The 24,535-nt window shown below is 51.2% G+C and carries 18 protein-coding genes; 9 read left to right on the forward strand and 9 right to left on the reverse strand.

The window, feature by feature from the left end; all coding sequences use genetic code 11:
- Positions 1-340: 340 nt before the first annotated feature.
- From thrA to BMW93_RS07685, 6 genes are all read left to right on the forward strand, one after another.
- On the forward strand, positions 341-2,797 hold the full coding sequence (gene thrA, locus BMW93_RS07660; protein ID WP_090374638.1) for a bifunctional aspartate kinase/homoserine dehydrogenase I: 2,457 nt from the start codon (positions 341-343) through the stop codon (positions 2,795-2,797).
- Positions 2,798-2,839: 42 nt separating this feature from the next.
- On the forward strand, positions 2,840-3,178 hold the full coding sequence (locus BMW93_RS07665; protein ID WP_090374639.1) for a nucleotidyltransferase domain-containing protein: 339 nt from the start codon (positions 2,840-2,842) through the stop codon (positions 3,176-3,178).
- Positions 3,175-3,567, forward strand: coding sequence for a HEPN domain-containing protein (locus BMW93_RS07670; protein ID WP_090374640.1), 393 nt, complete (start codon positions 3,175-3,177; stop codon positions 3,565-3,567). Before BMW93_RS07665 ends, BMW93_RS07670 begins: the two co-directional genes overlap by 4 nt.
- Positions 3,564-4,496: a homoserine kinase gene (locus tag BMW93_RS07675; RefSeq protein ID WP_090374641.1), complete on the forward strand. Its 933-nt coding sequence runs from the start codon at positions 3,564-3,566 to the stop codon at positions 4,494-4,496. Before BMW93_RS07670 ends, BMW93_RS07675 begins: the two co-directional genes overlap by 4 nt.
- Before the next feature lie 161 nt (positions 4,497-4,657).
- The gene (locus BMW93_RS07680) at positions 4,658-4,984 is read left to right on the forward strand and encodes an iron-sulfur cluster assembly accessory protein (protein WP_090157735.1); all 327 of its coding nucleotides are present in this window, start codon (positions 4,658-4,660) and stop codon (positions 4,982-4,984) included.
- 134 nt (positions 4,985-5,118) lie between these two features.
- Positions 5,119-6,018, forward strand: coding sequence for a sugar phosphate nucleotidyltransferase (locus BMW93_RS07685; protein WP_090374642.1), 900 nt, complete (start codon positions 5,119-5,121; stop codon positions 6,016-6,018).
- 223 nt (positions 6,019-6,241) lie between these two features.
- Here the strand turns inward: BMW93_RS07685 and BMW93_RS07690 are convergent, their stop codons facing one another.
- The 6 genes from BMW93_RS07690 to modA all read right to left on the reverse strand — a co-directional run bounded on the left by BMW93_RS07690 (position 6,242) and on the right by modA (position 16,526).
- The gene (locus BMW93_RS07690; RefSeq protein ID WP_090374643.1) at positions 6,242-8,995 is read right to left on the reverse strand and encodes an FG-GAP-like repeat-containing protein; all 2,754 of its coding nucleotides are present in this window, start codon (positions 8,993-8,995) and stop codon (positions 6,242-6,244) included.
- Between the two features lie 148 nt (positions 8,996-9,143).
- A complete protein-coding gene (locus BMW93_RS07695) occupies positions 9,144-13,151 on the reverse strand; it encodes an FG-GAP-like repeat-containing protein (protein WP_090374644.1) in 4,008 nt (1,335 codons plus the stop codon).
- A 200-nt stretch (positions 13,152-13,351) separates the two neighbouring features.
- The gene (locus tag BMW93_RS07700; protein ID WP_090374645.1) at positions 13,352-14,029 is read right to left on the reverse strand and encodes an SGNH/GDSL hydrolase family protein; all 678 of its coding nucleotides are present in this window, start codon (positions 14,027-14,029) and stop codon (positions 13,352-13,354) included.
- Positions 14,030-14,104: 75 nt separating this feature from the next.
- A complete protein-coding gene (locus BMW93_RS07705; protein WP_229240264.1) occupies positions 14,105-14,992 on the reverse strand; it encodes a sulfate/molybdate ABC transporter ATP-binding protein in 888 nt (295 codons plus the stop codon).
- Positions 14,973-15,647 (reverse strand): molybdate ABC transporter permease subunit, encoded by a 675-nt coding sequence (modB, locus tag BMW93_RS07710; protein ID WP_090374646.1) that lies wholly within the window; start codon positions 15,645-15,647, stop codon positions 14,973-14,975. The genes BMW93_RS07705 and modB overlap by 20 nt, the downstream gene beginning before the upstream one ends.
- Positions 15,648-15,773: 126 nt before the next feature.
- A complete protein-coding gene (modA, locus tag BMW93_RS07715; RefSeq protein WP_090374647.1) occupies positions 15,774-16,526 on the reverse strand; it encodes a molybdate ABC transporter substrate-binding protein in 753 nt (250 codons plus the stop codon).
- Positions 16,527-16,689: 163 nt separating this feature from the next.
- Here modA and BMW93_RS07720 point away from each other — a divergent pair, with 163 nt between their 5' ends.
- The 3 genes from BMW93_RS07720 (at position 16,690) to BMW93_RS07730 (ending at position 19,758) form a co-directional block, all read left to right on the forward strand.
- Positions 16,690-17,847, forward strand: a complete 1,158-nt coding sequence (locus BMW93_RS07720) for a pyridoxal phosphate-dependent aminotransferase (RefSeq protein WP_090374648.1) — start codon at positions 16,690-16,692, stop codon at positions 17,845-17,847.
- A 27-nt stretch (positions 17,848-17,874) separates the two neighbouring features.
- Positions 17,875-18,732, forward strand: coding sequence for a prephenate dehydrogenase (locus BMW93_RS07725; protein WP_090374649.1), 858 nt, complete (start codon positions 17,875-17,877; stop codon positions 18,730-18,732).
- Between the two features lie 258 nt (positions 18,733-18,990).
- Positions 18,991-19,758, forward strand: coding sequence for a murein L,D-transpeptidase catalytic domain family protein (locus tag BMW93_RS07730; protein WP_090374650.1), 768 nt, complete (start codon positions 18,991-18,993; stop codon positions 19,756-19,758).
- Here BMW93_RS07730 and BMW93_RS07735 read toward each other — a convergent pair.
- The 3 genes from BMW93_RS07735 to BMW93_RS07745 form a co-directional block, all read right to left on the reverse strand.
- Positions 19,731-20,927, reverse strand: coding sequence for a L,D-transpeptidase family protein (locus tag BMW93_RS07735; protein ID WP_090374651.1), 1,197 nt, complete (start codon positions 20,925-20,927; stop codon positions 19,731-19,733). The two genes, BMW93_RS07730 and BMW93_RS07735, sit on opposite strands and share 28 nt — an antisense overlap.
- A 134-nt stretch (positions 20,928-21,061) precedes the next feature.
- Entirely contained in the window at positions 21,062-23,719 is a 2,658-nt protein-coding gene (locus BMW93_RS07740; protein ID WP_090374652.1) for a permease prefix domain 2-containing transporter, read from the reverse strand.
- 3 nt (positions 23,720-23,722) lie between these two features.
- Complete coding sequence (locus tag BMW93_RS07745; RefSeq protein WP_090374653.1) at positions 23,723-24,076, reverse strand: PadR family transcriptional regulator; 354 nt, start codon at positions 24,074-24,076, stop codon at positions 23,723-23,725.
- Positions 24,077-24,535 lie beyond the last annotated feature (459 nt).

Raw genomic sequence — 24,535 nt, forward strand, 5'->3', positions numbered from 1 at the left:
TTCTCTTAAAAACAGAAGAATCTTCTATTTTTAATTAATTTCAAAAAATATAGCATTGATAAAAAGCATTTTGATAAAATATTCGGCGACAAAAGCTATTTTATTTAAAATTTAATATTTTAAAATGAGATGTTTATACGCAGTTACAGGAAGCAGCAACTGGCTGAGTGTGAGAGTGCGGGGTTATGACTGCATTTGGTCGCTCAGCGATTTCGCGGGAGTGGTCTGCATTTAGGGGTATTATTGAAAGTAAGCGGCGTTTGAATTGCTATATTTGCATTCTGTTCAAAATGAGCGGCCCTGTGCCGTTCACATTCGCATATTTCGAATATAGCTTTAAATGAAGGTTCTTAAATTTGGCGGCACCTCTGTCGGATCGGTCGACAGTATCAAAACGGTAATCAGTATCCTCGAAGAAAATCTGTCCAAAGGCGAGCGCATTGCGGTCGTTTTTTCTGCCATGGGCGGAGTAACGAACAGGCTCATCGAAATCGGGAAAATGGCGGCCGCCGGCAATACGGAATATGTCGAATTTTTGAAAGGCGTGGAGGAAAGACACTTCGCGGTCGTACGCGGGTTGATTCCTGTGAAAAACCAGAGCAGTACGTTTGCCGCTGTGCGTGGGCTTTTCAATGAGCTGGAAGACATTCTTCGCGGCGTTTCCTGGATACGGGAACTGTCCGAACGCACGCTCGACCTCATTATGAGCTTCGGAGAGCGGCTTTCGACGCTGGTCATCACCGAAATCCTCAAAAGCAAAGGCGTCGCCGCCGAGTTTTGCGACGCGCGCCAGGTCATCCGCACCAATGCTACCTATGGCATGGGCGATGTCAATTTTGAAGTTACCAATCATTTAATATTGGAGCATTTCGCGAAAAGCACGGCGTTGCAATGCGTGACCGGCTTTATCGCCTCTACCGCCGAGGGCGTCACGACGACGCTCGGCCGCGGCGGCTCCGATTACACCGCTTCCATTCTCGGTGCGGCGCTCGAAGCCGAGTCGATCGAGATCTGGACGGACGTCGACGGTATGATGACCGCCGACCCGCGCAAGGTCGCGAACGCATTCACGATCCCTTCCATTTCCTATGCGGAAGCGATGGAGCTGTCGCATTTTGGCGCGAAGGTGATCTACCCGCCGAGTTTGCAGCCTGCATTTGCCAAAAATATCACCCTGAAAGTCCTGAATACTTTCAACACCGATTTCGAAGGCACGTACGTTCAGAAATCCGCTAACGGTAAGGAATATGTGATCACAGGCATTTCGTCCATCGACGAGATCGCGCTCGTGAATATCCAAGGCAGCGGGATGATCGGCGTGGCGGGTATTTCCGGGCGTTTGTTCACGGCGCTTTCCAACAATGCCATTAGTGTGATCCTGATCTCGCAGGCATCTTCGGAGCATTCGATCTGTTTCTCAATAGACCCGAAGAATGCGCAGAAAGCGATTGACGTGCTCGAAAAAGAATTTGCTACGGAGATTGGTCTGGGGCATATCGATGGTATTTCAGTGGAGAAAAACCTCTCTATCGTCGCTATTGTGGGTGAGGGGATGAAGAAAAACACCGGTATTTCGGGTAAGCTGTTCTCGGCTTTGGGTAAAAACGGTATCAATGTAGTGGCCACCGCGCAGGGCTCTTCGGAGTTGAATATTTCGGTGGTTATCTCAAAAAGCGACCTTTCCAAAGCACTGAACGCGATTCATGGCGTATTCTTCCAATCGGAAACGCGCTCGCTGAACCTGTTTATCGTCGGGGTAGGATTGATCGGCGGAACGTTGATCGAACAAATCCGCAATCAGACGAAATACCTGCGCGAGGAAAAGCTGTTGAACCTGAATATCGCCGGTTTGTCCAATACCAAAAAAATGCTCCTCGACCCGGACGGCATCAAACCCGAAAACTGGCGCGACCGCGTGATGGACGAGGGCGTGAAAACGAGCCTGCCCGCATTCGTGCAGCGCATGATCGAGCTCAACTTGCCGAACAGCGTTTTTGTGGACTGTACTTCCGATAAGGACATTGTGCAATATTACCACATGCTGCTGGATGCCAGCATTAGTGTCGTAACACCCAACAAAGTCGCCAACTCGGGCAGCTATTCGGAGTACATCGCATTGCAGCGGACTGCATTACAGCGCGGCGTGAAATTCCTGTACGAAACCAATGTAGGTGCCGGTTTGCCCATTATCAATACCATTCAGGGATTAATGGCGAGCGGGGATAAGTTTTTGAAAATCGAAGCGATCCTCTCGGGAACGCTATCCTATATATTTAACAATTTCGGTGGCGACAACCGCTTTGTGGACGTTGTGAAAGAGGCCAAAGCCAAAGGCTTCACCGAACCCGACCCACGCGACGACCTCAGCGGTGCCGACGTAGGCCGCAAAATCCTGATCCTTTCCAGAGAGGTAGGGGTGGCATTGGAGCCGGAAGAAGTGAAAATCTCACAAATCCTGCCCGGTAACTGCCTGAATGCCCCGACAGTGGATGCTTTCTTCGGAGAACTGGAAATCTCCAATGCATTCTTCGCCGATATGCAATCCGCGGCCGAAGCCAAAGGAGAGAAACTGCGCTACATCGCGACCCTCGAAAACGGCAAGGCCACCATCGAGCTCAAAACCGTTGATGCGGCACACCCTTTTTACACGCTCTCAGGCAGCGACAACATCGTATCATTCACCACCGAACGTTACAAAGACCGCCCGCTCGTGATCAAAGGCCCGGGCGCCGGCGCCGAGGTGACGGCCTCAGGCGTGTTTGCGGATATCATGAGTATCAGTAGCTATTTGGGATAGAAGGAGTTAAATTGCCGGCGTTATTCTGAACCATTTTGAGCTATGAGCGACAGGAAAGTACCGGAATCGATAGCGAAGTTGACGGAGGAGTTCGTAGCTGGTATCCGCACGCTTTATGGGGAGCGGCTCGATAAGGTGATTCTTTTTGGTTCCTATGCCCGTGGAGAGCAGCATGAAGAGTCTGATGTTGACTTTTTGGTAGTTTTGAATGATGAGCGTATAAATGCATTTGCAGAAATTAGCCGAATGTCCGGCATTAGTGCCGAGCTTGGGCTAAAATATAGTTTTTGGATATCAACGGTTCCTATTTCGATAAACAGGCTGCTTCAAGGTGAGGTGGCTTTGGCTATTAATGTTCGTAAAGAAGGAATCGTTGTATGACAGAATTAACCGCAGGCCGGATTATGAAAAAGGCTGCGGATTGTTTGGAGGATGGTAAAGGTGCATATAAGCTCGGGCTTTATGAAGCTTGTGTCAACCGTGCCTATTACACCATGTTCCATTCGGTCCAGGCCTTGTTTTTTGTGTCGGGAATTAAAACTAAAACCCACGCAGGAGCGCACTATAAGTTTCGCGAATTGTATTTGAGGACTGGCTTTCTGGATTCCACATTGAATATCAGAATTCAAAGGACATTCGAAAAAAGGAATTTTGGTGACTATGACTATGATGAAGTAGCGGAGCATGAGGCGCAGGAGTCTATTGAAGACGCTGTTGTCTTCTTTGAATCCGTTCTTCAATATTTAAAGGAAAACAACCATTTACAGTGAATTCAGTAAAAGCTTTTGCGCCGGCGACAGTCGCTAATGTGTCGTGTGGGTTTGATATTTTCGGGTTTGCCATTCAGGAGCCGGGGGATACGGTCGAGTTGTACAAGCGTGACGAGCCGGGCGTTGTCATTACGGATATCACGGGTGACGAAGGACGGCTGCCACGCCAGGCGGAGAAGAACTCGGTGACGGTGGTGATGCTGGCTTTGCTGAAACATCTGGGTATCAAAGACCTGGGCTGCGAAGTAGTTTTGCGCAAAAATATGCCTCTCGGCAGTGGAATGGGTTCCAGTGCGGCGAGCGCCGTGGCGGGTGTGGTAGCGATGAACGAGTTGCTGGGTAATCCTTTAAGCCGTAGAGAATTGCTGCCTTTCGCGATGGAAGGCGAACGTATTGCGTCGGGTTCGGCACATGCGGATAACGTGGGGCCGTCGCTTTTGGGCGGTTTTGTTGTGATCCGTAGCTACAACCCGCTGGATATCTTCACGATCCCGGTGCCTGACGATCTTTATTGCACGCTCGTGCATCCCGATATCGAGATCAATACCAAAGATGCCCGCTTCATTCTGCGCAACGAGGTTTCGCTGAAAAATACCATTGCTCAAATGGGCAATGTCGCTGGCCTTGTAGCCGGTTTGATGAAAGCGGATTACGACCTCATCAGCCGTTCGATGGTGGATGTGATAATTGAGCCGGTACGCTCCATTTTGATCCCTGAATTCAAGGAAGTAAAGCAGGCGGCTATTTCGAATGGGGCACTGGGGTGCAGCATTTCCGGCGCGGGACCTTCTATGTTTGCACTCAGTAGAGGCATCGAGAATGCTCAGAATGCAGGAAAAGCCATGCAGGAGCGGTTCGCGAGTGCGGGGATCGAGTCGGCGGTGCACGTGTCCGGGATTAACCAGGGCGGGGCGATGGTGCTTCAATGATTGAATGAGCCGCCGTGGAAAGGGTAATGTGTAGGCGCAGCTGATTTAAGTGCAGAGGAAAATGCCGTTAGGCATGTAACAACAATTCATTTTTGGCGATAATGTGAACTTTCAGGCTCGCGAATCGCGTTAAAATGAACAGATAATAAAACATTAGAAAAATGGTTACGGTAAGCGATACAGCCAAAAATAAAATTGTAGAACTCCGCAAGGCTGACGGTTTCGACGACGATTATCAGATTCGCGTGGGGGTGCTCGGCGGCGGTTGTTCGGGTTTGACATATAATCTCGAATTCAATTCCGAATCGAAGCCGAATGATATGGTTTTTGAGGACAAAGGAGTGAAGATTATCGTAGACAAAAAGAGCCTGCTGTACCTGGCTGGAACGACCCTCGATTTTAGCGACGGGTTGAACGGAAAGGGTTTCCAGTTCATCAATCCTAACGCCACCCGTACTTGCGGTTGCGGCGAAAGCTTCGCGGTATAATTAAATTATTAAAATATTTTATTTTGAAAAAACGCGCTCCGAAACCCGGAACGCGTTTTTTTTATCGTTTTGAATGGGTTTATTTTGAACCGTCTTTTTACACACCGCATTACGGAACGTTTAAATCCACTTGAATGAAACCAACTCTTTTGATTTTGGCTGCCGGCATCGGTAGCAGATACGGAGGTATCAAGCAGCTCGACCAGTTCGGTCCCAACGGAGAAACCATCATAGATTATTCTTTATACGACGCCATTCGCGCAGGTTTTGGAAAGGTAGTTTTTATCGTACGCCAGGAGATCAAGGAAAGCGCCGAGGCCATTTTCGCCCCGAAACTGAAAGGTAAGATTGACTTTGACTTTGCAATTCAGGGAATCCAGTCATATGTCCCCGAAGATTTAGGCAGCGTAGAACGCACCAAGCCCTGGGGAACGGGCCATGCCACTCTTTGCGCCTGGGAACAGACCGACACGCCGTTTGCCGTGATCAATGCCGACGACTTCTATGGTCGCGACGCATTTGAAACGATGGCGCAATTCCTGCAAACCGATACCAACGACAAGCAGCATGCAATGATCGGCTACGAGCTGAAACGTACGCTTTCCGAGAACGGCACCGTTTCTCGCGGCGTATGCGTCGAGCGCGAAGACCACAACCTGGATTCCGTCGTGGAACGTACCAAAATCTTTGAAGAAAACGGCACAATCTATTTCGAAGAAGGCGAAACCCGCACCGAACTCGCGCCCGAAACGCCGGTATCGATGAACTTCTGGGGTTTCAAACCCTCGATGTTCCCCATCACCAAAGACCTTTTCGAAAAATACGCCCGCGAAAATATCAACACGCCGAAAGCAGAATTCTACATCCCGACGGTGATGACGCACATCATCAAAGACGGCCTGGGAGATTGCCGGGTATTTCGCATTGCTTCCGACTGGTTCGGGGTGACTTACCCGGAGGACAAGCCATCGGTGCAGGCATCGCTGAATGCGCTGCATGAGGCGGAGGTGTATCCTGGGAAGTTGTGGGATTAGTGCATGGGTGATCCGTTCGTTTGAATCAGGACATATCAACTAAAAGGCGTTCGCGAATCTCGTGGACGCCTTTTGCATTATCTCTAAGCCTGATCACAATTTGATACCCGACAGACAAGAATGAAGAAAACAATGTCCGATCGGTTAAGAACCAATGAGTTGCCGGAAATAAAAAATGCTTCCCGGAATTCCAGGAAGCATTTCAAAATATAGGTCGTACTATTTACTTTTTAATCAGAACTCTGTGAGAAGTTTTAGAGCCGTCCTTCCGGTTGATTACCAGAATGTACGTTCCGGCCGGCAGGTGTTTCACGTCCACTTCGGTTTGTGGCCTGGCGGATGTAAATGCCATCGTTCCATTTGCAGAAATAAGTTGCAGTGATTTTACCTGCTCCATGTTGATGGATTGGATAAAGAGGCGGTCCGCAACCGGGTTGGGATATACGGAGACGATGTCCTCGTATTCCGGTCTGGCAAATGGGATCTCTGCTTTTTCAACACCTTCGCTTGCCAGTACAGGCGGCGTGCCTGCGGGGAGGTAAAGAAGATATTCAGGAACAGTGCGCCACGGGCCGTATACTTGCCCTGTTAAAGCCGTAGCAAGGTCATATTTAAATCTCACCCGCATCCGGGTCACTGTCCATGGTTTCGTAATACCGATTTTGATTTCATTAAACTGTAAAACGCTAGATGATGCAAACTCATCGTCGATGATCGTACTGTTTGTAATAGGAGTGTTAGCGACTTTGGAGAAGCTGGTTCCATTTTGCGTGTAGTCCCACGCCAGACGGCCCTTGTTGCGCCCCAGGAAAGACGTGGGGTAAATGCCTACCACAATCGAAGTTTGGGCCGACTGTCCATAAGTCATCGGCGTGAAATTCGAGTTGTACAACCGGGTGTTGTTCCGTTTGTTTTTTCCCGCAAAGCCATCGTTACCAAAATAGGCCCTCGCAGCCCCGTTGTTTGTCATCCCACTTTGGTCAAAGCCGGGTATACCCACCACTATATCGCTGTATCCGTCCCCGTTCAAATCACCTCCGCCTGAAACAGCCTGCCCAAAGTGATCTTCCACTTGTTGGCCTTTAAGCGAAAAGCTGCTGGTGCTATTAAGGCCATTTTGCGATCCGTGGAAGATCCAGATGCCACCGCCGTTTGCCACCGCATCATCATAGAACGGGGCTCCAACGATTACGTCGTCATATCCGTCACCGTTCACGTCCCCGGCACCTGCAACCGACGTACCGAATTCGGCCCCGGCCTGGTTAACTTCCAGCAGTGTACTAAAAGCTGATAAAGTTCCCCCCATAGACCCGTAATAGACTCTGGCGACGCCCTCGTTGTTTTGGCCATTGCTCACGCCGGGAGCGCCTACAATAATCTCGGCGAAACCGTCTCCGTTTACATCGCCAGCGTTGGAAACCGAAGTGCCAAAGGCAGCGTTGGGTGTGTTTGATTTAATGTTACTATTGGATAAAGTACCGGCCGGAATCCCGCCACTAGCACCATGCCATATATAAACAGATCCTTCACCTCCGGAGGACTGGGCCGCCCCACCTATCACATCAGCAAAGCCATCACCGTTGACATCAGCCGTAGCAAGGCTTGATCCCAGTTTTGTCCCACCCGCAGGTGCGTATACAATGGTATAGTTCGCATCGTCGATGCCATTGCCTGACCCGGGATATATGGCGATCATCCCGCATTCTGATTTGAAATTGGTGGTATAAAGCGGCTCGCTGACAATCACATCCGCAAAGCCATCGCGGTTGATATCCCCACTTGCCACACTTGTTCCCATTAGATCTCCGTTACCATGAAAAAGGGTCTCGGCGAGGTTATAGCTGCCTTGAGAATTGCCTGAATAAACGTATGCTACACCTTTCGCCTGACCAAACGTTGCGCCGGGTGCACCTACGACAAAATCGTCAAACCCATCTCCGTTGAAATCCCCCGCACTGGAGACAGACCATCCCATTTTGGCATCCTTCTGGTTACTTTGGAAGGTAACAGCCGTTAGCGATAATCCGTGAGCAGCACCTTTGTACACAAAAGCGCCTCCTTCGTTCTCTTCGCCCAGATCGTATTGAGGCGCGCCCACGATCACGTCGCTGTAACCATCGCCGTTCACATCCCCTGCGCTCGATACGGAGAAGCCCAGCCACATATAGAATTGGTGAATTTGGAGAATCTGATTGGAATTCAGCGGCGTGCCGTTGGCAATGATGGGATCAATGGTGACGGGGTATGCCGCACCTGCCACGTCCACGCTGATCTGGATGCGGTTGTCCACGTAGGCCAGGGTCGCATTCAGGGGTTTTTTGTTGGCATCCCAGCATTTGAGATCGCTGTAAACGAGTTTGTTGCGGGATTTGTCATCGGCTGTTTCGGAATAGAAGCGCAGCTCGTTGCCGGAGCCTTGTTCTACTTTGAGGCCTTTTGCCGTCATTTTGACTTGCAATTGACGGGTGCCTTCCGGGGCGTTTTCAACGATGAAATTCTGGCGGACGCCGTCTTCGTTGTTGATGAATTCCTCGGTAAATGCGTCGTGGCTGATCTGCACTTTATTCTCGTGGTGGTTGGCGGTGGCATCTGCTTCGGGCTTGTAGAGCAGCTTGCCGTCGGCGAAGATACCCTCGTTAACCAGCTCCATTTTAAAGCCTTCGCCCGTCGTGTCCACGCGCGTCTGTACGGTCAGTTTGCCGGGTTCGTAATAAGCGCGAATATTATTCTTCCGGTTCGGGCTTTGCAGCTTTTGTTTTTTCTCGTCGTAGGAAATGTGGTATTCCTGCTTTTCCAGCGAGCCGCGGATGTCCGCTAATGTCGCTTCGGAAACGCCTGTCGGCAATGCGTCGGACGTTTGTGTCATCGCTTTGGTAGGGAGCGGTGCGGTTCGGTGGTGTTTGTGCCACAACCCTGCTCCGAGGAGAGTCGTGCCAGCCAGGGCAACCGCCATGGCCCTTTGATAAATCTTTTTCATAATACGTGTGTAATTGGATGTTTTTAACTACGGGATTATTCCCGCGTTTAAATTTTGCGAATACCAGAATTTAAAAGGCTAAGCGATTACTCTCAGGCGAAAATCGCTTAGTTCGTGGTTCGTTTATCTCCCGAAAGTAACCGCCCGATTAGTTCAGTACCACGGAATGGGTACTTTCATGTGCGTCGGCATAACGGACGCGCAGGATGTAACTACCCGGACGGATGCCACGGAGATCCAGTTTGTCGGAGCTACCTTTCCAGGTTCGGAGCGGGACGCCTTCCCTTGTCATTAATACCGAACCCACGATTGTGAGCTTTCCCTTGTCAACGTGCAATACCGTGGCTGCCGGGTTGGGATATACGTAAGCTGCTTCTGCGACTGCTTTGTCTTCACTACCCGCATGGATTGGTACCGGCGTGCAAGTGGTTCCTGTGAGTATCCCGATAAGGTACCTCCACGGCCCGTACATCTGGCCCGTCAATGCAAGGGCAGGATTATACTTTATTCTAACTCTCAGATTTGTGCTAATGCCTTGTTTGTTGACTTTACTTTTCAATTCGGAGCCTGTTAGGATTTGAAAACCTTTTTGAGATCCGTTGAAGGAAACGCTGTTGGCAAAAAGGCCATTGGAAGCCGTTGAAAAACTTTGTCCGTTACCGATTGTTTCCCAAACCAGTTTCCCTTTGTTTTTTCCTAAAAATGACCTGGAATGCAACCCGATCCCAAAATCGCTTTTGCCATGCTGCTGATAGTTCAACGGTGTGACAAGATCCGGGTTGTACAGGCGTATGTTATTCCGTAGTCCCCGGCCATTGTTCCCATAATAAACAAAAGCAGCGTCCGCATCCGTCTGGCCGGAGCTGAAATTGGGTGAACCCACGATCATATCACTATACCCGTCGGCATTGACGTCGCCGGCGGCGGCCACCGACCATCCGAAGAAATCAAAAGTGTCATTGGGATTGCCGGTAATCCGTTGGGGACTTGGATCGATCCCTGCCGGTGATCCGTAGTAAACCAGTGCAAGGCCGGTCATGATCGAGGTATTTTCATCCATAAACCAGGGCTCACCGACGAGTACATCGCTATATCCGTCGCCATCGAGGTCGCCTGCGCCTGCGACGGACTCGCCCATGGCAGCGGCCATGCCCGTCTCGTGTGCGTACAGGTACGTCACGTTCGCCTGCGTGATCCCGGTCGGAGCACCGTAGTAAATGCTGGCAGCGCCGTCGCCATTGTCGTAAGCATTTGCGCCGACAATCAGATCGTGAAAACCGTCGCCGTTGATATCGCCCGCACCGGATACATCCCAGCCGAAATGTGCCTGATCCTGTATGCCTTTAATCCACTCCATATCAAGCGAATCCAATGATTGGGCTTTCCCATAACCAATGAAAATGGCTCCGGCGTCGTAGTCACCCAGGCCGTATGCGCCTGCAACGATATCGTCGAGGCCGTCGCCGTTCAGGTCACCGGCAGGAGATACCGCATTACCGAGCCGTGCATCTTCCTGGTCGCTTTCGATGATCCGCATTCCTGCCAGGTCCGGGCCGTTCACAGAACCGGGGAACAGGTAAAGTGCGCCTTCTTCCGATTGGCCATTGGAATAGTTCATCGCGCCGATGACTATTTCGGAAAAACCGTCGTCGTTAAGGTCGCCTGCGTGTGCTACCGCGCACCCAAACCACGCGCCGGATTTGTTGCTTTCCAGTTGAATGGGATCAATGTTAATGCCTGACGCAGATCCAAGGTATATAAATGCCGCCCCTTCTTCATCCTGGCCGTTGTCGTAATGCATGGCGCCTGCGATGATGTCGCCAAAGCCGTCGCCATTGATGTCCCCGGCGGCGGAAACGGAGGCCCCAAAGTTCGCATCCGGCTGGTCGGCTTCGAGCATCACAGATGCAGTTTTGCTAATGCCGCTCGGCGTTCCGGGAAATACGAATATAACGCCTTCTTCCGCCTGACCATTGTCGTAATGTGGCGCGCCGACGATGATCTCGTCGTACCCATCGCCATCGATATCGCCCGCACCCGAAACGGCATACCCGAATGCCGATTCCGGCTGGCTGGAATGCAGAGCGGCCGCTTTGGCGGTGTCTGGGCCGGACGCGCCGCCATGCCAGACCATGACGGCCCCCTCATTATTTTGTCCATGATCATACAAATGGGCGCCGATGACAATGTCGCTGAATCCGTCGCCATCGATGTCCCCGGCGCTGGCGAGCGACTGGCCCAGGTAAGCATTCGCCTGGCCGCCTCTGAAAATGGATAAAGGTTTTTTATTAATACCCGCCTGAACCCCGGAAAAGAGCTTAACCACGCCTTCATTGAACAGGTTTTTGCCCTGCATTTTACTGGCAATCATAATGTCGGCGTAACCATCGCCTTCCACGTCGCCCGCGCAGGCAACCGTGCGACCGAATTCCTCATTCATTTGCTGGCCTGCCAGTGTGATCGAAGCATTGGCATTGATTCCGTTCGGAGAGCCGAGGTGAATTTTAACCAGTCCCTGGTCTGCAAATGCCTTGTCGTAATGCGGCGCACCGACGATGATATCGCTGAACCCGTCGCCATTGAGATCGCCTGCGGAAGCGAGCGAGGCGCCCAGGTGCGCGTCGGACTGGTCGCTTTGCAGGATAGTGGGAATCAGTGATATTCCCTTCACACTGCCGAGGTACACCAATGCGGCCCCCTCGTTAGCTTCCCCCAGATCATAAAACGGCGCACCTACGAGCACATCGGAAAAACCGTCGGCATTGACGTCCCCCGCTCCCGCTACCGAAGTGCCCATTCCGGAGATCGACTGGTTCATTTCGAGGACGGTTACCTTGTTAGGATCGATTCCATTCGTAGAGCCGGCATAGACAAATGCAGCGCCTTCATTCAATTGCCCCTGGTCGAATTCACTGGCACCCACCATTAAATCGCTATAATTATCGCCATTGATATCACCGGCGAGGGCAACGGATATGCCGAAATGCGCCTCGGACTGGTTGCCTTCGAGCACCACGGCCGGATTAGGTTTTACGCCTTTGGGAGAGCCGAAATACACAAACACAACACCTTCATTGGCTTGTCCTTTGTCATAAAACGGCGCACCCAGCGCGATGTCACTGAAACCATCGGCATTGATATCTCCCGCACTGGCTACCGAATATCCCAGTTCGGCATGCGACTGGTTGCTCTCCAATACCGTGGGCACCGGGTTCAGGCCGTTGGGAGAGCCGTAGTAGAGAAATGCAGCGCCTTCTCCGTCCTGTCCGTTGTCGTAATGCGGTGCTCCTGCGAGTACATCGCTATACCCGTCAGCATTTACATCCCCTGCGGAAGCGACCGAAAAGCCCAGCCAGGCATCCGCCTGATCTGCTTCCAGCAGCGCATTAGCATTAACCGGACTGCCATTTACCACAATAGGATCGATGGTTACCGGGTAGGCGGCGTTGCGCACATCAACCGTGATCTGGATTTGTTGGCCCGTGGCGGTCAGTTGCGCGGCGAGCGGCTGGTTTCGAGCGTCCCAACATTGCAGGTCGCGGTAAATGAGGCGCGGGTTTGTTTGGTCATTTTTATTAAAAAACAACAATTCATTTTCGGCACCATTCCGAATGCGCAAGCCCTGTGCGGCCAGCTGTACTTTCAGCTCTTTCGTGCCCTCAGGTGCCTGTTGAATGATAAAATTCTGCCTTACACCCGCTTCATTATTAATAAATTCTTCGGTGAATTTCGAATGGCGGATCAGCAGTCTGTTTTCAAGTATTTCAGGTTTGGCTGCCGGATCGGGGTGGTCCAACAGGCGGCCGTCGGCGAGAATGCCTTCATTTTTTAATACCAATGAAAAATTATGGTCCGCAGAATCGATCCGGTTGCGGATGATGAGGTTCCCTGGGCGGTAATAAGCGCGGAGGTTATGCCTTCGGTTGGGGCTTTGCAGGATTTTCCGCGCACGGTCGTAGGAAATGTGGTACTCGCGGGCGGCAATGGATTCGGCGAGGCCGGCCGGAACGTCGCTGGCGGTGTGTCGGGCAGCTTTTTGCGGATTACCGTTGGCTGCCGGGTGAAAAGAAGCGGGAGAAAAGCAAGCGTAAAATGCGTAAGTAAACAGGAGGAGAATGGATGCCGCGATCGACAAAGGAAGGATGTGTTGTTTCATGGATCAAATTGAGTTTAAGTTGAAGTGTAAAACCGGGAGCGGTGAGCTCCGACCTCAATTTTGTATTAATTACAAACTCTTTTCAAATCCGATGATCAGGTAACGGGATGGGTTAGCAAACGGAAAAATGGGCAAGAAAAAAGCCAGTCGCGGAGGTAGTTCCCGGGACTGGCTTCAAGTAGTTGTGTTATTTCAATGCATTACTTCTGCACCAGCGCTTCCAGCATTTTCTCGGCCAGGAATTGGTTGCCGGCGTCCGTCAGATGCACGCGGTCGGTGGTAAGGATACCTTTTTCCTTGTTTTCAGGATTGTTTTTGGCCAGATAGTCCTGGAAATGCTTGCGCAGGTCGAGCAGTTGCAGGCTATTGCGCGTCGCAATCTCGCGGATCAGTTTGGAATACTGGTTCAAATCGCCGTCCTGCTGGTTGGAATTATCATTGCGCTCGCCGATTACAGTAGGTGTGCACACGATCACGCGGATATTCTGCGCTTTCAGCTTTTTGATCAATGCTTCGTAGAACCTTACATATTTGTCGGGATCGGTACCGGTTCCTGATGATGCTTTGTGCCAAACGTCGTTGATACCCACGTAAATGAACACCACATCCGGCTTTTTGGCGAGCACGTCGTCTTCCAGTCTCAAATAGAGGTCGTATACCTTATTCCCGCCGATTCCGGCTCCTACCAGCTCGTATTGGCTGTCCTGGCCTTTGGCTTTCAGCATTTCGCCTACTTTGGTGATATAACCGGTAGGGCTTACGCCCGCCTGGGTAATGGAATCGCCGAAGAAAACGACGCGAAGCGGCTTGTCGGCACGCATGGCAAGTAACGGAAGCGCGATAATGGCAATTTGCAGCAGTTTGAAAAGTACTTTCATGGGTTGGTTAATATGTGATTTTTGGTGAAAAGACTCGTTGGCGACGGAAATACCCTTTTTGATCGCCGTCGGCTGTCAAGTTTTCAAGACACGTATTTCCGAATTCCCCGCCCCGAAATGCAGCGTAAACCGGGTGCCCGGTTGCATTTGTGTTTCGAGGTGCGACGGGATGTCCAGCTGGCGGATTTTTCCGTCGATCCAGGCATGGATGGTCAGCGTTTCGTTGTTTCTTTCGAGGGTTAGCACTTCTCCGTAGACGAGTAGTCCTTCGATTTTATCATTCAAATACACTTCCCCGGGTGTTCCAATGCGCGTTAACCTGCCATTTTCCATGATCGCTACCTGGTCGGCCAGCCTGAAAATCTCGCCCATGTCGTGGGTGACGAGGATGACGGTGAACGGCCGCTCACGCCGCAGTTTTAGCAATAAATCCTGCAATTGCAGCTGCATGTCGGGGTCGAGGGCGGCGAAAGGTTCGTCCATTAGAAGCAGCTCCGGCTCGCGTACGAGCGCGCGGGCCAGCGCGACGCGTTGTTGTTGCCCGCCCGAGAGCTGGTGTGGTTTCCGGTCGGCCAGTTGCGTAAGACCCGCCGTTTCGAGCAAATGCCCGACCAGCTCCGTGTTACGGTTTCGGGTTAGCGCAAATTCCAGGTTTTGCATCACGGTCATATTCGGGAACAATGCATAATCCTGAAAAATAAAACCGATATGCCGTTGCTGGGCGGGAAGGTGAATGCCGTTTGCAGTGTCCAGCCATTGGTTTTGACCAAAAGTAACGCGGCCGGACCCGGGTATGGCGAGTCCGGCGATTTGCCGCAGCAAAGTCGTTTTTCCTGCACCCGATGGCCCGGTTAGCGCGAGAATGCTGTTACCCGGTAACGAGAAATCTATTTCCATCGGCAGGACGCCGTGCGCGGTGTGCAAAGTATGCCGGATATGGACGTCAAGCAGGTTGTCTGACACGGAGCAGGCGGTTGTTAATGGAATAGACCAGCAGCAAAATAATGAAAGTGATTGCAAAAAGCACAAGGGCGTAAGCATTAGCGGCCGGATAGTTCAATGCTTCTACCTCGTTGTAAATCGCGACGGACGCCACTTTGGTCACGCCCGGAATGTTGCCGCCGATCATGAGTACCACACCAAATTCCCCGACGGTGTGTGCAAATGTGAGCACGAATGCCGTGAGAATGGCTGGTTTGCAATTAGGGATAAGCACCTTAACGACGGTCTGCCATTCGCTTTTGCCCAAAGTGTAAGAGGCTTCCCGCAGCGAAGCAGGAAGCGATTGCAGACCCGCGCGGATGGGGTAAACCATAAACGGCAGGCTGTACAAAATAGAAGCGATAACGAGCCCCTGAAACGAAAAAACCAGCCTCAATCCTAACCAATCTTCAATCAATGCCCCAAACCAATGCGACGGGCTGAATGCCAAAAGCAAATAAAACCCAATCACCGAAGGCGGCAGGACCAGCGGCATGCCGATCAGCGCCTCCACCACGCCCCGGCCTTTGAACTTCCCGAAAACCAGCCAGTAGGCGATGGGTAAGGCGATTACCAGCAGCAGAATTGAAGTGATGCTGGCTAGTTTGAAGGTTAGGAGAAGTGGTTGGAAGTCCAATTTAGTTTGAATGAGTGAATGGATGAATGGGTGAATGGTCACGTGTGGTCATGTATTGTTAGTATTTCTATGATTAATCCCGACAATTCTTGACCACATCTGACTACACTGGACCACGCCTGACTATTATTTGTAACCATACCGCTTGAAAATCGCTTTCGCTTTCGGTGAATACAGGAATTTGTAGAACGCTTCGCTGGATTCTTTTTTAGGCGAGGTTTCGCTGTGTTTTAATAGGATTGCGGCTTGCTGAATGGGCTTGTATAAGCTCGAATCTACGAGGATGTAATGCCCTTTGCCTTTCATTTCAGGAGATAACACAATGGATAATGCATTGAAACCGGCTTCTACGGAGCCTGTGGTAATGTACTGGGCGGTTTGGGCGATACTTTCACCGTATACGAGCTTCTTTTCGGTTTGTTCGTAGAGTTTTAATGCATTCAATGCCTGTACCGCCGCTTCGCCGTACGGCGCCGTTTTGGGGTTGGGAACGGCTATCTTTTTGACTTGGCCGGTGGCGAGTATTTGCGGATTGAGGTCGGTTTCGGGGATGTCTTTGGACCATAATACCAATGCGCCGGTGGCGTAAACTTCCGGTTTCAGATCGGAGCCGCCGTTTTTGAAGATTTCTTCGGGGTACTTGGTGTCCGCGGAAACGAATACGTCGAATGGCGCGCCCTCGCGGATCTGCGTCGTGAGCTTGCCGGAAGAGGCGACTACGATCTCGATCTTTTTGCCGGATTCTTTTTCAAATTCCTGCTGGATTTCCTTCATCACATATTGCACGTTCGCCGCGGTGGCGACGACGATTTTTTCCGAAGGTTTGGAACAACCGGCCAGCAATGCGGCGAAAAGAGCTAGGATACGTAGTTTGTTCATGCCGCAATTTAAAATATTGTTTTGCAATAATAACCGCTTATAACCTCCGCGGAGCGTCCCCTCGCGAAATTGTCGTAAATTGCGCCCCGTTTCGCCGGGCTGTTCCGGACGGGCGTTTTAACCGCTGATAGCCAATAGCTAAAAGCACAATTTAATCATTATAATGATCATAGAAACTGCACAACGCACCAGGCAGACATCGGAATACTACTTTTCGGTGAAGCTGGCCGAAGTGCGCAAGCTGATTGCCGAAGGGCATGACGTCATTAATCTGGGGATCGGAAACCCGGATATGATGCCCTCAGTAGAAACACTGGAAGCATTGACAACCGCTGCCTATCAACCACAGGCACATGGTTATCAGCCTTATACAGGCACCCCCGCTTTCAGAAAATCAGTGGCAGATTTTTATTATCGTACCTATGGCGTAACACTCGACCCTAATACCGAAATATTGCCGCTCATTGGCTCCAAAGAGGGCATTACCCACATATCGCTGACGTTCCTCGATCCGGGTGACGAGGTGCTGGTGCCCGAGCTAGGCTATCCGGCCTACCGCGCAGTGAGCCAGATGGTCGGTGCGGTGGTGAAAGAATATCCGCTGCGCGAAGATCACGGCTGGCAGCCCGACTGGAATGCGATGGAAAGCCTCGTAACGCCGAAAACGAAGCTCATGTGGCTCAATTACCCGCACATGCCCACAGGAGCGCCCGCTACGCAGGAGCTGTTCGTAGAAGCAGTCGCATTTGCGAAAAAGCACCGGATATTGCTTTGTCATGATAATCCTTATAGCCTGATCCTGAACAAGAAAGCGCCTATCAGCCTGCTTTCCGTCGAAGGTGCCAAAGAGGTGGCGATCGAGCTGAATTCGATGAGCAAATCGCACAATATGGCGGGCTGGCGCATGGGCTGGCTTTCTGGCGCGAAGGAGTACATCAGCGCGGTGCTGACGATCAAGAGCAACGTCGATTCGGGCATGTTCTGGGCCATGCAGGAGGCTGGCGCAAAGGCATTAGGCAACCCGGCCGAATGGCATGCGGAGCGCAATGCGGTGTACCAGGGTCGCCTGGAAGCGTCGGAAGCGCTTTTGCGTACGCTCGGCTGCACGTGGGACGACAAACAGGAAGGTATGTTCCTCTGGGGCAAGCTACCCGATTCCACGGAATCGGCGGAGGCGCTTGTGAACAGCATCCTCGTTGAAAAGCACGTATTCATTGCGCCGGGCTTCATATTTGGTCCAAAGGGCCAGCGATATATCCGTTTGTCGTTATGCCTGCCTAAGGAAAGAATCTGGCAGGCGGTCGAGCGGATTAAAGGGTAATAGTGATTAAGATTTAAATTCAAAATAATGATAATCAGTATCATAGGGGTCGGCTTGCTGGGCGGGTCGTTTGCTCTGGGACTGCGCGAGAAATACCCGCACGTGAAATTCGTGGGGGTAGACAACTCGTCGGTCAATCAGAAAATAGCATTGGCGAAAGGGATCGTGGACGAGATCCTGACGCTCGACGAGGCATTACAGGTGTCGGAGCTGAATGTGCTCGCAACGCCCGTGGACGCCATTATAAAATTGCTGCCCTATATGCTCGATCACCTGCCGGATGGCCGGACGATCACGGATTTGGGTTCTACGAAAGAACTGATCTGCAAACTGGCGGACAAGCATCCCAAACGCGGCCAGTTTGTAGCGGCGCACCCGATGGCCGGTACCGAAAACTCGGGCCCGGGCGCGGCATTCAGGGAGCTTTTGATCGATAAAAACGTGATCATCTGCGACAAGGAGAAAAGCAACCCCGATTCGCTGGCGCTGGTCGAAACTTTTCTGCGGGATGTGGGCATGAAAATCCATTATATGCAGCCCGTCGAGCACGATTTGCACCTGGCCTATGTGTCGCATTTGAGCCATATCAGCTCTTTCGCATTGGGTATGACCGTGCTGGACAAGGAACGCGACGAGCGCGCGATCTTCGATATGGCCAGTACCGGTTTTTCTTCCACGGTGCGTCTGGCGAAAAGTTCGCCCCAAATGTGGGCACCGATTTTTGACCAGAACAAAAAGAACGTTTCCAAGGCTTTGGGAGATTACATTGAGCTTTTGAAAAAATTCAAAGATGCCATCGATGAACGTGATATGGACGCCAGCCTTTCCTATATGGCCCGGGCGAATGATATCGGGCGGGTTTTGGCGGGGATTGAAAAGAAATGAGTGAATGACTGAATGATTGAATGAGTGAATGAGCCGCAGTGGAACGGGGAATGAGTGAATGAGTGGGGTAATTCTGGTCAGGAGATAGTCAGGTGTAGTTGGGAATTGTTTCTTGTAAGTAATTGATAATTAGTTTGTTGTAAATGGTTCTGAAATTTTTCGGAACCATTTGCGTTTTAAGGCCTGTTAGGTTAGGGTCGCTTAGCGGCTCCTCTTCTTGATTGATTTTGAAGTACATACTCAATAAAACAATAAGAAATGACAAAAGCGCATGGGGTTTTGGTGGCGGTATTGATAGCAGCAGGCATTTCATTAGGTGTTCACCGGGCCGACCCACTTTCCAATCATTCTACTATAAAAACATCGCCGGCCGCGAAGACCGATTCCGCTGTTACCCGTTCCGAATGGATTTCATTATATGACTCGCTGGGCCTGAAAAAGCAGGGCTTGTCGGAACGTGCATTCTACTGTGCATGGTTTGGTTTTCAAAAAATCAAGCTCGATAATCCGATCATGGCGATCTGCGATTTTACACAATCTTCGCGCAACAAGCGGCTGTACGTGATTGATTTACTGAAAAAGAAAGTGCTTTTGAACACTTATGTGGCGCATGGCCGCAATTCCGGGAGCGAGTTTGCCGAACGTTTTTCCAATGCAAATTCCTCTTTCCAATCGAGTTTAGGTTTTTATAAAACATTAGGCACTTACCAGGGCAAGCACGGCCTGTCACTTCGGTTGGAAGGCCTAGAAAAAGGCATTAACGACCGAGCATTGGAACGGGCTATCGTCATGCACGGTGCGGATTATGTGAGTGAATCATTTATCAAAAGTACCGGCAGGCTCGGCCGCAGCCTGGGTTGCCCCGCAGTGTCGATCGCCGATTCCAAAAAGCTGATCAACCTGCTCTACAATGGTGCCGGACTGTTTATTTACTCCGGCGACCAGCATTATATCCAAAAATCTTCATTACTCGCGGGAATGGAAGCCATTGCCGATGTTCAGGCATTGGGCGTTTCGCGTTTGTAAACGTCCGGGAAATACATCAAGTCGCCTTTTGGATTGCAATCCGCCGGCAAATACAGCAAAAATACCGGAACCCTGACTTTCAGCTTATGCCATTTCGGCGGGTGCGAAACAGTATCGGGTTCGGTCATGAAATCGCTGTCCAGCAGTTTTGTACCTGCCATATAGTTGGCCAGATCGGTCGGGTGTTGCACACGCACGCACCCATGGCTGCGCCAGCGTTGATTGCTGTTGAACAGATATCTTGCATTGGTATCGTGCAGGTAGATTGCCAGCGGGTTTTTGATCTCCACTTTTAGCAAACCCAACGAATTATCTTCGCCAGTTTCCTGCCTGAAACGGTAAGGGAATTTTTCGGCGGTAAGGTCGCCCCATTCCAATTCTTCGGGATTGATCGCCTGCCCGTCTTTGTCGATCACCTGAATGCGGTTTTTAGCCAGATATTCCGGGTTCGCCGCGGCTTTCGGGAAAATCTCTTTGATTGCAATGCTTTTGGGGACATTCCAATACGGGTGTGTTACGATGCTCGTCGCGTAGGTGTCGATCGTGGGTGTGGGCGTATCGCGCTTACCTACCACGGTGCGCATGGTGAGGACATGCTGACCGGCCGAATCCATCGCGGTCAGGTAAGCGCCCCGGATATTGACCATCACAAACCGTGGTGCGCCCTGTATTTGCCGGTGAATCCAACGGTAGGCATTCAGGGTTTGGGCCACATATGCCGCGCTATCCTTTTTTTCTTCCTTCAATAACCGGGCGTAGTGGATTTTCAGGTTATGGTAGACCGGGAAAACCGGTTCCAGCTTTTCCAGGACTTTTTCCACCGATTGGCCGTTAACAAGTTCCTCAGCCGCGTCGCGGATCAGGGTTGTGTCGGATTTAATTTTTTTCTGTGTAAACCGGATTGTCGGCTTGTGGCCGAATGCGATTTCTTCCAGCAATCCGAATACCGGCTGCGTGCCGGCCTTCGTCTCGAATTTGCGCGTATCGATCCCTGCATTGCCTGCGAGACCGAGTAATTGCTGATAAGTTTTCTTTTCACTGATCGCCCTTGCTAGCTCCTCGTCAGTCATTTCCTTCGGGTTCTTCCGGCAGGATTGCATGATCGCGAGGGTAAAAAGTATCAGGAGGGGAATGTACCGGGCTTTGCCCAGGCCGGAGAGCATTTGCATGAGGGGTGCTGGTTTTGGTGCTACCCAAAACAGTACAATTGTCATGCTAACTTAAAAAGCCCTCACACCGGCTGCCGGCTGCTCGAAAATGGGGAATTAAAGTGGCATCGCTGTACTTTAATTCCCTAAATCGGCTATTCGTTGCGAAGGCTGCGCACCGGGTCGGCCGTAGCGGCGCGGATCGCTTGAAAACTCACGGTACCGATGGTCACGGCCAGCGCCGCTACACCCGTCACGACGAATACCCACCAGTGAATGGTCGTCCGGTAAGGATAATTTTCCAACCATTTTTGCAGCGCATACCACGCGAGCGGAGAGGCCGCTACGATGGCGATCACCACCAGTTTGACAAAATCCTTTGAAATTAACCCCACAATACCGGCTACCGACGCGCCCAGCACCTTGCGGATGCCCACTTCCTTCGCCCGCTGTTCCGCGGCTTGCACTACTAACCCGAAAATGCCTAATGCAGAGAGGAACATGGTCAGTCCGCTGAAAAACAGGAAGAGCTCGTGGAGTTTCGATTCGGCTTCGTATTGTTTTTCGAGTCGCTCTTCAATGTTGTGAATGTTCAGCAATTTTTCGGGGAAGAACTGCTTCCAGAGCTTGCGCACGCCAGCAGCGACCTGCATTTCAGTACCCGGCTGAATGCGGATGAGCATACTGGCATATTCGGGGGCTTTTTCCGCGAGAATGAACGTGGGCTTCATCGGCTCGTAGAGCGATTCGTTATGGAAATCCCCCACAATGCCTATCGGTACCGAATGCGCGTTTTTGGTTTGCACATCCAGCTGTTTGATCCCGAGCATCCTCGCAGCGGATTCGGTCATCAGCGAATTCTGGTTCATCTGCGCGCTTTCGAATTTTTTGAAATCCTGCTTTTGTAAAGAATCGGCATTGAGCGCATCGGCAAATCGCTCGCTGAACATGCGGCCTTTCAACAGTTTCAAGCCCAATGTTGCAGGCAAATCCACATCTCCGGCAATGTACCAGACGCGCAGGCGGCGGCCGGCGCGGGCGGGGTCGTCGACCTCGCGTTGCATGTAGCCCGCACCTTCCGTAGGCATCCACATACTCAGGCTGCTGCGCACGACGCCAGGTATCCGTTGCAGTTCGTTCTTAAATGCTTCGCCCTTGCCGTGCCAAAAAATTTGCTCGATGCAGATCAGGTCGTTTTTATCGTAACCGAGCTTTTTGTTTTTCATCAGATCGAATTGTTGCCACACCACGATCGTAGCGAGTAGCACGATGATCGAAATGGAGAATTGCGCGACGACGAGCGTTTTGCGAAGCCCGGTTTGCCCCAGCGAGGCAGTGAATATGCCGCGTAATGTGTTGGCGGGTTTAAAACCTGAAATGACCCAGGCCGGGTAAAGGCCGGTAAGCAGGGCCGTGAGGAAGAACATCAGTAATGCACCGCCCGCCATCAGGATATTGGATGTAAATGTGAGTATCAGCCGGTGCCCGAGGAAGTTTTCGACCGGCCGTAATGTGAAAAAATATGCAAATACGGCGATACCGACGGAAACGCCGAACAATAGTGAGGTTTCGGTTAAAAGCTGCATCACCAGCTGCGTTCGCGATCCGCTGAGCACCTTCCGTACGCCGGCCTCTTTCACCCGTGCAAATGCCTTGGCCGTGCTAAGGTTCACAAAATTGACGCAGGCAATGAACAGCAGCAGCAATGCAACACCGGCAAAGATGTAAATCGTCCGGATGCTCGCCTTTACTGGTTGTCCTTCTGCGAAATCGGAGTGGAGGTAAATGTCCTTTAAAGGTTGAAATTCAAATTGTTCCCGGCCTTTGTTCTTCGTAAACCGGACATACCATTCGTTGACTTTCCTTGTGAATTCCCCTATGTCTGTGCCTCGTTTCAACAATATGTAATTTCGTCCGAAGCTCATAATACCGTCGTTAACAAGCGGTTCAGGTTTAGCGGCTTCGATTCTGATGGCGTCGCCACGCAGATGGCTATTGTAAGGCAGATCGTCGATCAGGCCGGTAATCTCATAGGCAGTAGGCTCGGAGCCGAGCGTGGGAATGTCGTGTATGGTCCTGCCGATCGGGTTCTGGCCGGGAAATATCCGGGCGGCGTATGATCGTGTTACCAGCAGGTTCCATCGCTTTTGCTCCGAATGTCTGAGGCTTCCTGCCAGAAGTTTCAAATTCAGTATTTTGGTGATCGACGTGTCGGCGGTAAGTAAATTTGTTTGGATGCCGTCGTTATCTTCCGGGCGGATTTTAAAATACCTCTCGCCGGAGCTCAGGCTGGACCAGGATTCAACTTCTGCATAATTTTTCTGCAACTCCGGCGCCAGGCCACTTGGAGAAGAAGCGTTGCGTTGAGAAAGGTCTTTCGCCATCTTATTCACAGTCACTATCCTGTAAATATCATCCTTCCGGCTCCATTGCCTGTCATACGACAAACTATCAATTACCACGGTAGCTACCATCATGCAAGCCCACAAACCGATAGAGAGCCCCGTGAGGTGGATGAGTGAATAGCTGCTGTTTTTGAGCAAAACCCGCGAGCCGATTTTGAAATAATTGCGCAGCATATCGCCGCTGAATGCCGATGGCGAGCCGTACGGCGACGGTTGCCGCCGCATAATCGAAGGGCGAAGCAATGCGGCCACTTCACGGAGGAAGAAAAAATTGGCCTTGCGTGCGCCTGTGCGATTGTGGCGCAAGGCGTAGCGCTCGTGCAGGTCGCCGAGAAGTTCTTCGCGCAGGTGCGGGGCGCAAATGCGGGTGGCCAGCCTATCGAGCCAGCGGGGAGGGAGTGGTTGCATGGTTCAGCTGTTTGAAAAATCGAGGCCCATTTTTGACAATTCCGCAGGGGTAATGCGGTTCCAGAGGCTGTTCCGAACGGTTCGGGCTTCATGCAGGACCTTGCCGCCGTAAGCCGTTACCGTAAACAGCCGTTTGCGCCGCCCGCCACGTTCCTGCGTAGCCTCGCCCAGGTGTGAACTCAGGTAACCCTTTTGTTCGAGCCGCTGCAATGCCGCGTGTACCGCGCCGGTGCTTACCGTCTGTCCGGTTTCGTGTTCGAGCTCTTCGGCAATGCTCACCGAGTAGGCGCCAGGCGTCAGCGCCGCTACCGCCAGCAGTACGATTTCTTCAAATTCTCCCAAGTCGCTTCGTCTCATAGAATGTGTTCGGAGTTATTATATCTATTTCTGTATGTAAAATATCTTGCCACAACTTGAAAGCTGTGTTTGTATTGAAATTGGGGCGATTGAATGGAAATGCTCTGTTCGGAAGCGGACAGGACTTGTTCGGTGATGTACATGAATTTTGTGAAACTGTATGTCCCCTTCGAAGCATTTTATTTGTGCTATTACAAATATTGTGGTGCTCTGCACCTTTTTAGAAAAGATGCGGAGCATTGTAATATTTATCGACGTTTGATTAGCAACGAATAGCAAGGTGCAGCGCACCGCAATACTTGTAGACGATTGATTGGCAACGAATAACAAGGTGCAGCGCACCGCAATATTTGTAGACGATTGATTAGCAACGAAAAGCAAGGTGCAGCGCACCGCAATATTTGTAGACGATTGATTAACAACGAATAACAAGGTGCAGCGCACCGCAATATTTGTAGA

It is taken from the genome of Dyadobacter sp. SG02 (genome assembly GCF_900109045.1).
GTDB lineage: Bacteria > Bacteroidota > Bacteroidia > Cytophagales > Spirosomataceae > Dyadobacter.

Coding starts and splice junctions, on each gene's coding strand:
- thrA (WP_090374638.1), top strand. CDS start 341: ATGAAGGTTCTTAAATTTGGCGGCACCTCTGTCGGATCGGTCGACAGT.
- BMW93_RS07665 (WP_090374639.1), top strand. CDS start 2,840: ATGAGCGACAGGAAAGTACCGGAATCGATAGCGAAGTTGACGGAGGAG.
- BMW93_RS07670 (WP_090374640.1), top strand. CDS start 3,175: ATGACAGAATTAACCGCAGGCCGGATTATGAAAAAGGCTGCGGATTGT.
- BMW93_RS07680 (WP_090157735.1), top strand. CDS start 4,658: ATGGTTACGGTAAGCGATACAGCCAAAAATAAAATTGTAGAACTCCGC.
- BMW93_RS07685 (WP_090374642.1), top strand. CDS start 5,119: ATGAAACCAACTCTTTTGATTTTGGCTGCCGGCATCGGTAGCAGATAC.
- BMW93_RS07690 (WP_090374643.1), bottom strand. CDS start 8,995: ATGAAAAAGATTTATCAAAGGGCCATGGCGGTTGCCCTGGCTGGCACG.
- BMW93_RS07695 (WP_090374644.1), bottom strand. CDS start 13,151: ATGAAACAACACATCCTTCCTTTGTCGATCGCGGCATCCATTCTCCTC.
- BMW93_RS07700 (WP_090374645.1), bottom strand. CDS start 14,029: ATGAAAGTACTTTTCAAACTGCTGCAAATTGCCATTATCGCGCTTCCG.
- modA (WP_090374647.1), bottom strand. CDS start 16,526: ATGAACAAACTACGTATCCTAGCTCTTTTCGCCGCATTGCTGGCCGGT.
- BMW93_RS07720 (WP_090374648.1), top strand. CDS start 16,690: ATGATCATAGAAACTGCACAACGCACCAGGCAGACATCGGAATACTAC.
- BMW93_RS07725 (WP_090374649.1), top strand. CDS start 17,875: ATGATAATCAGTATCATAGGGGTCGGCTTGCTGGGCGGGTCGTTTGCT.
- BMW93_RS07730 (WP_090374650.1), top strand. CDS start 18,991: ATGACAAAAGCGCATGGGGTTTTGGTGGCGGTATTGATAGCAGCAGGC.
- BMW93_RS07735 (WP_090374651.1), bottom strand. CDS start 20,927: ATGCAAATGCTCTCCGGCCTGGGCAAAGCCCGGTACATTCCCCTCCTG.
- BMW93_RS07740 (WP_090374652.1), bottom strand. CDS start 23,719: ATGCAACCACTCCCTCCCCGCTGGCTCGATAGGCTGGCCACCCGCATT.
- BMW93_RS07745 (WP_090374653.1), bottom strand. CDS start 24,076: ATGAGACGAAGCGACTTGGGAGAATTTGAAGAAATCGTACTGCTGGCG.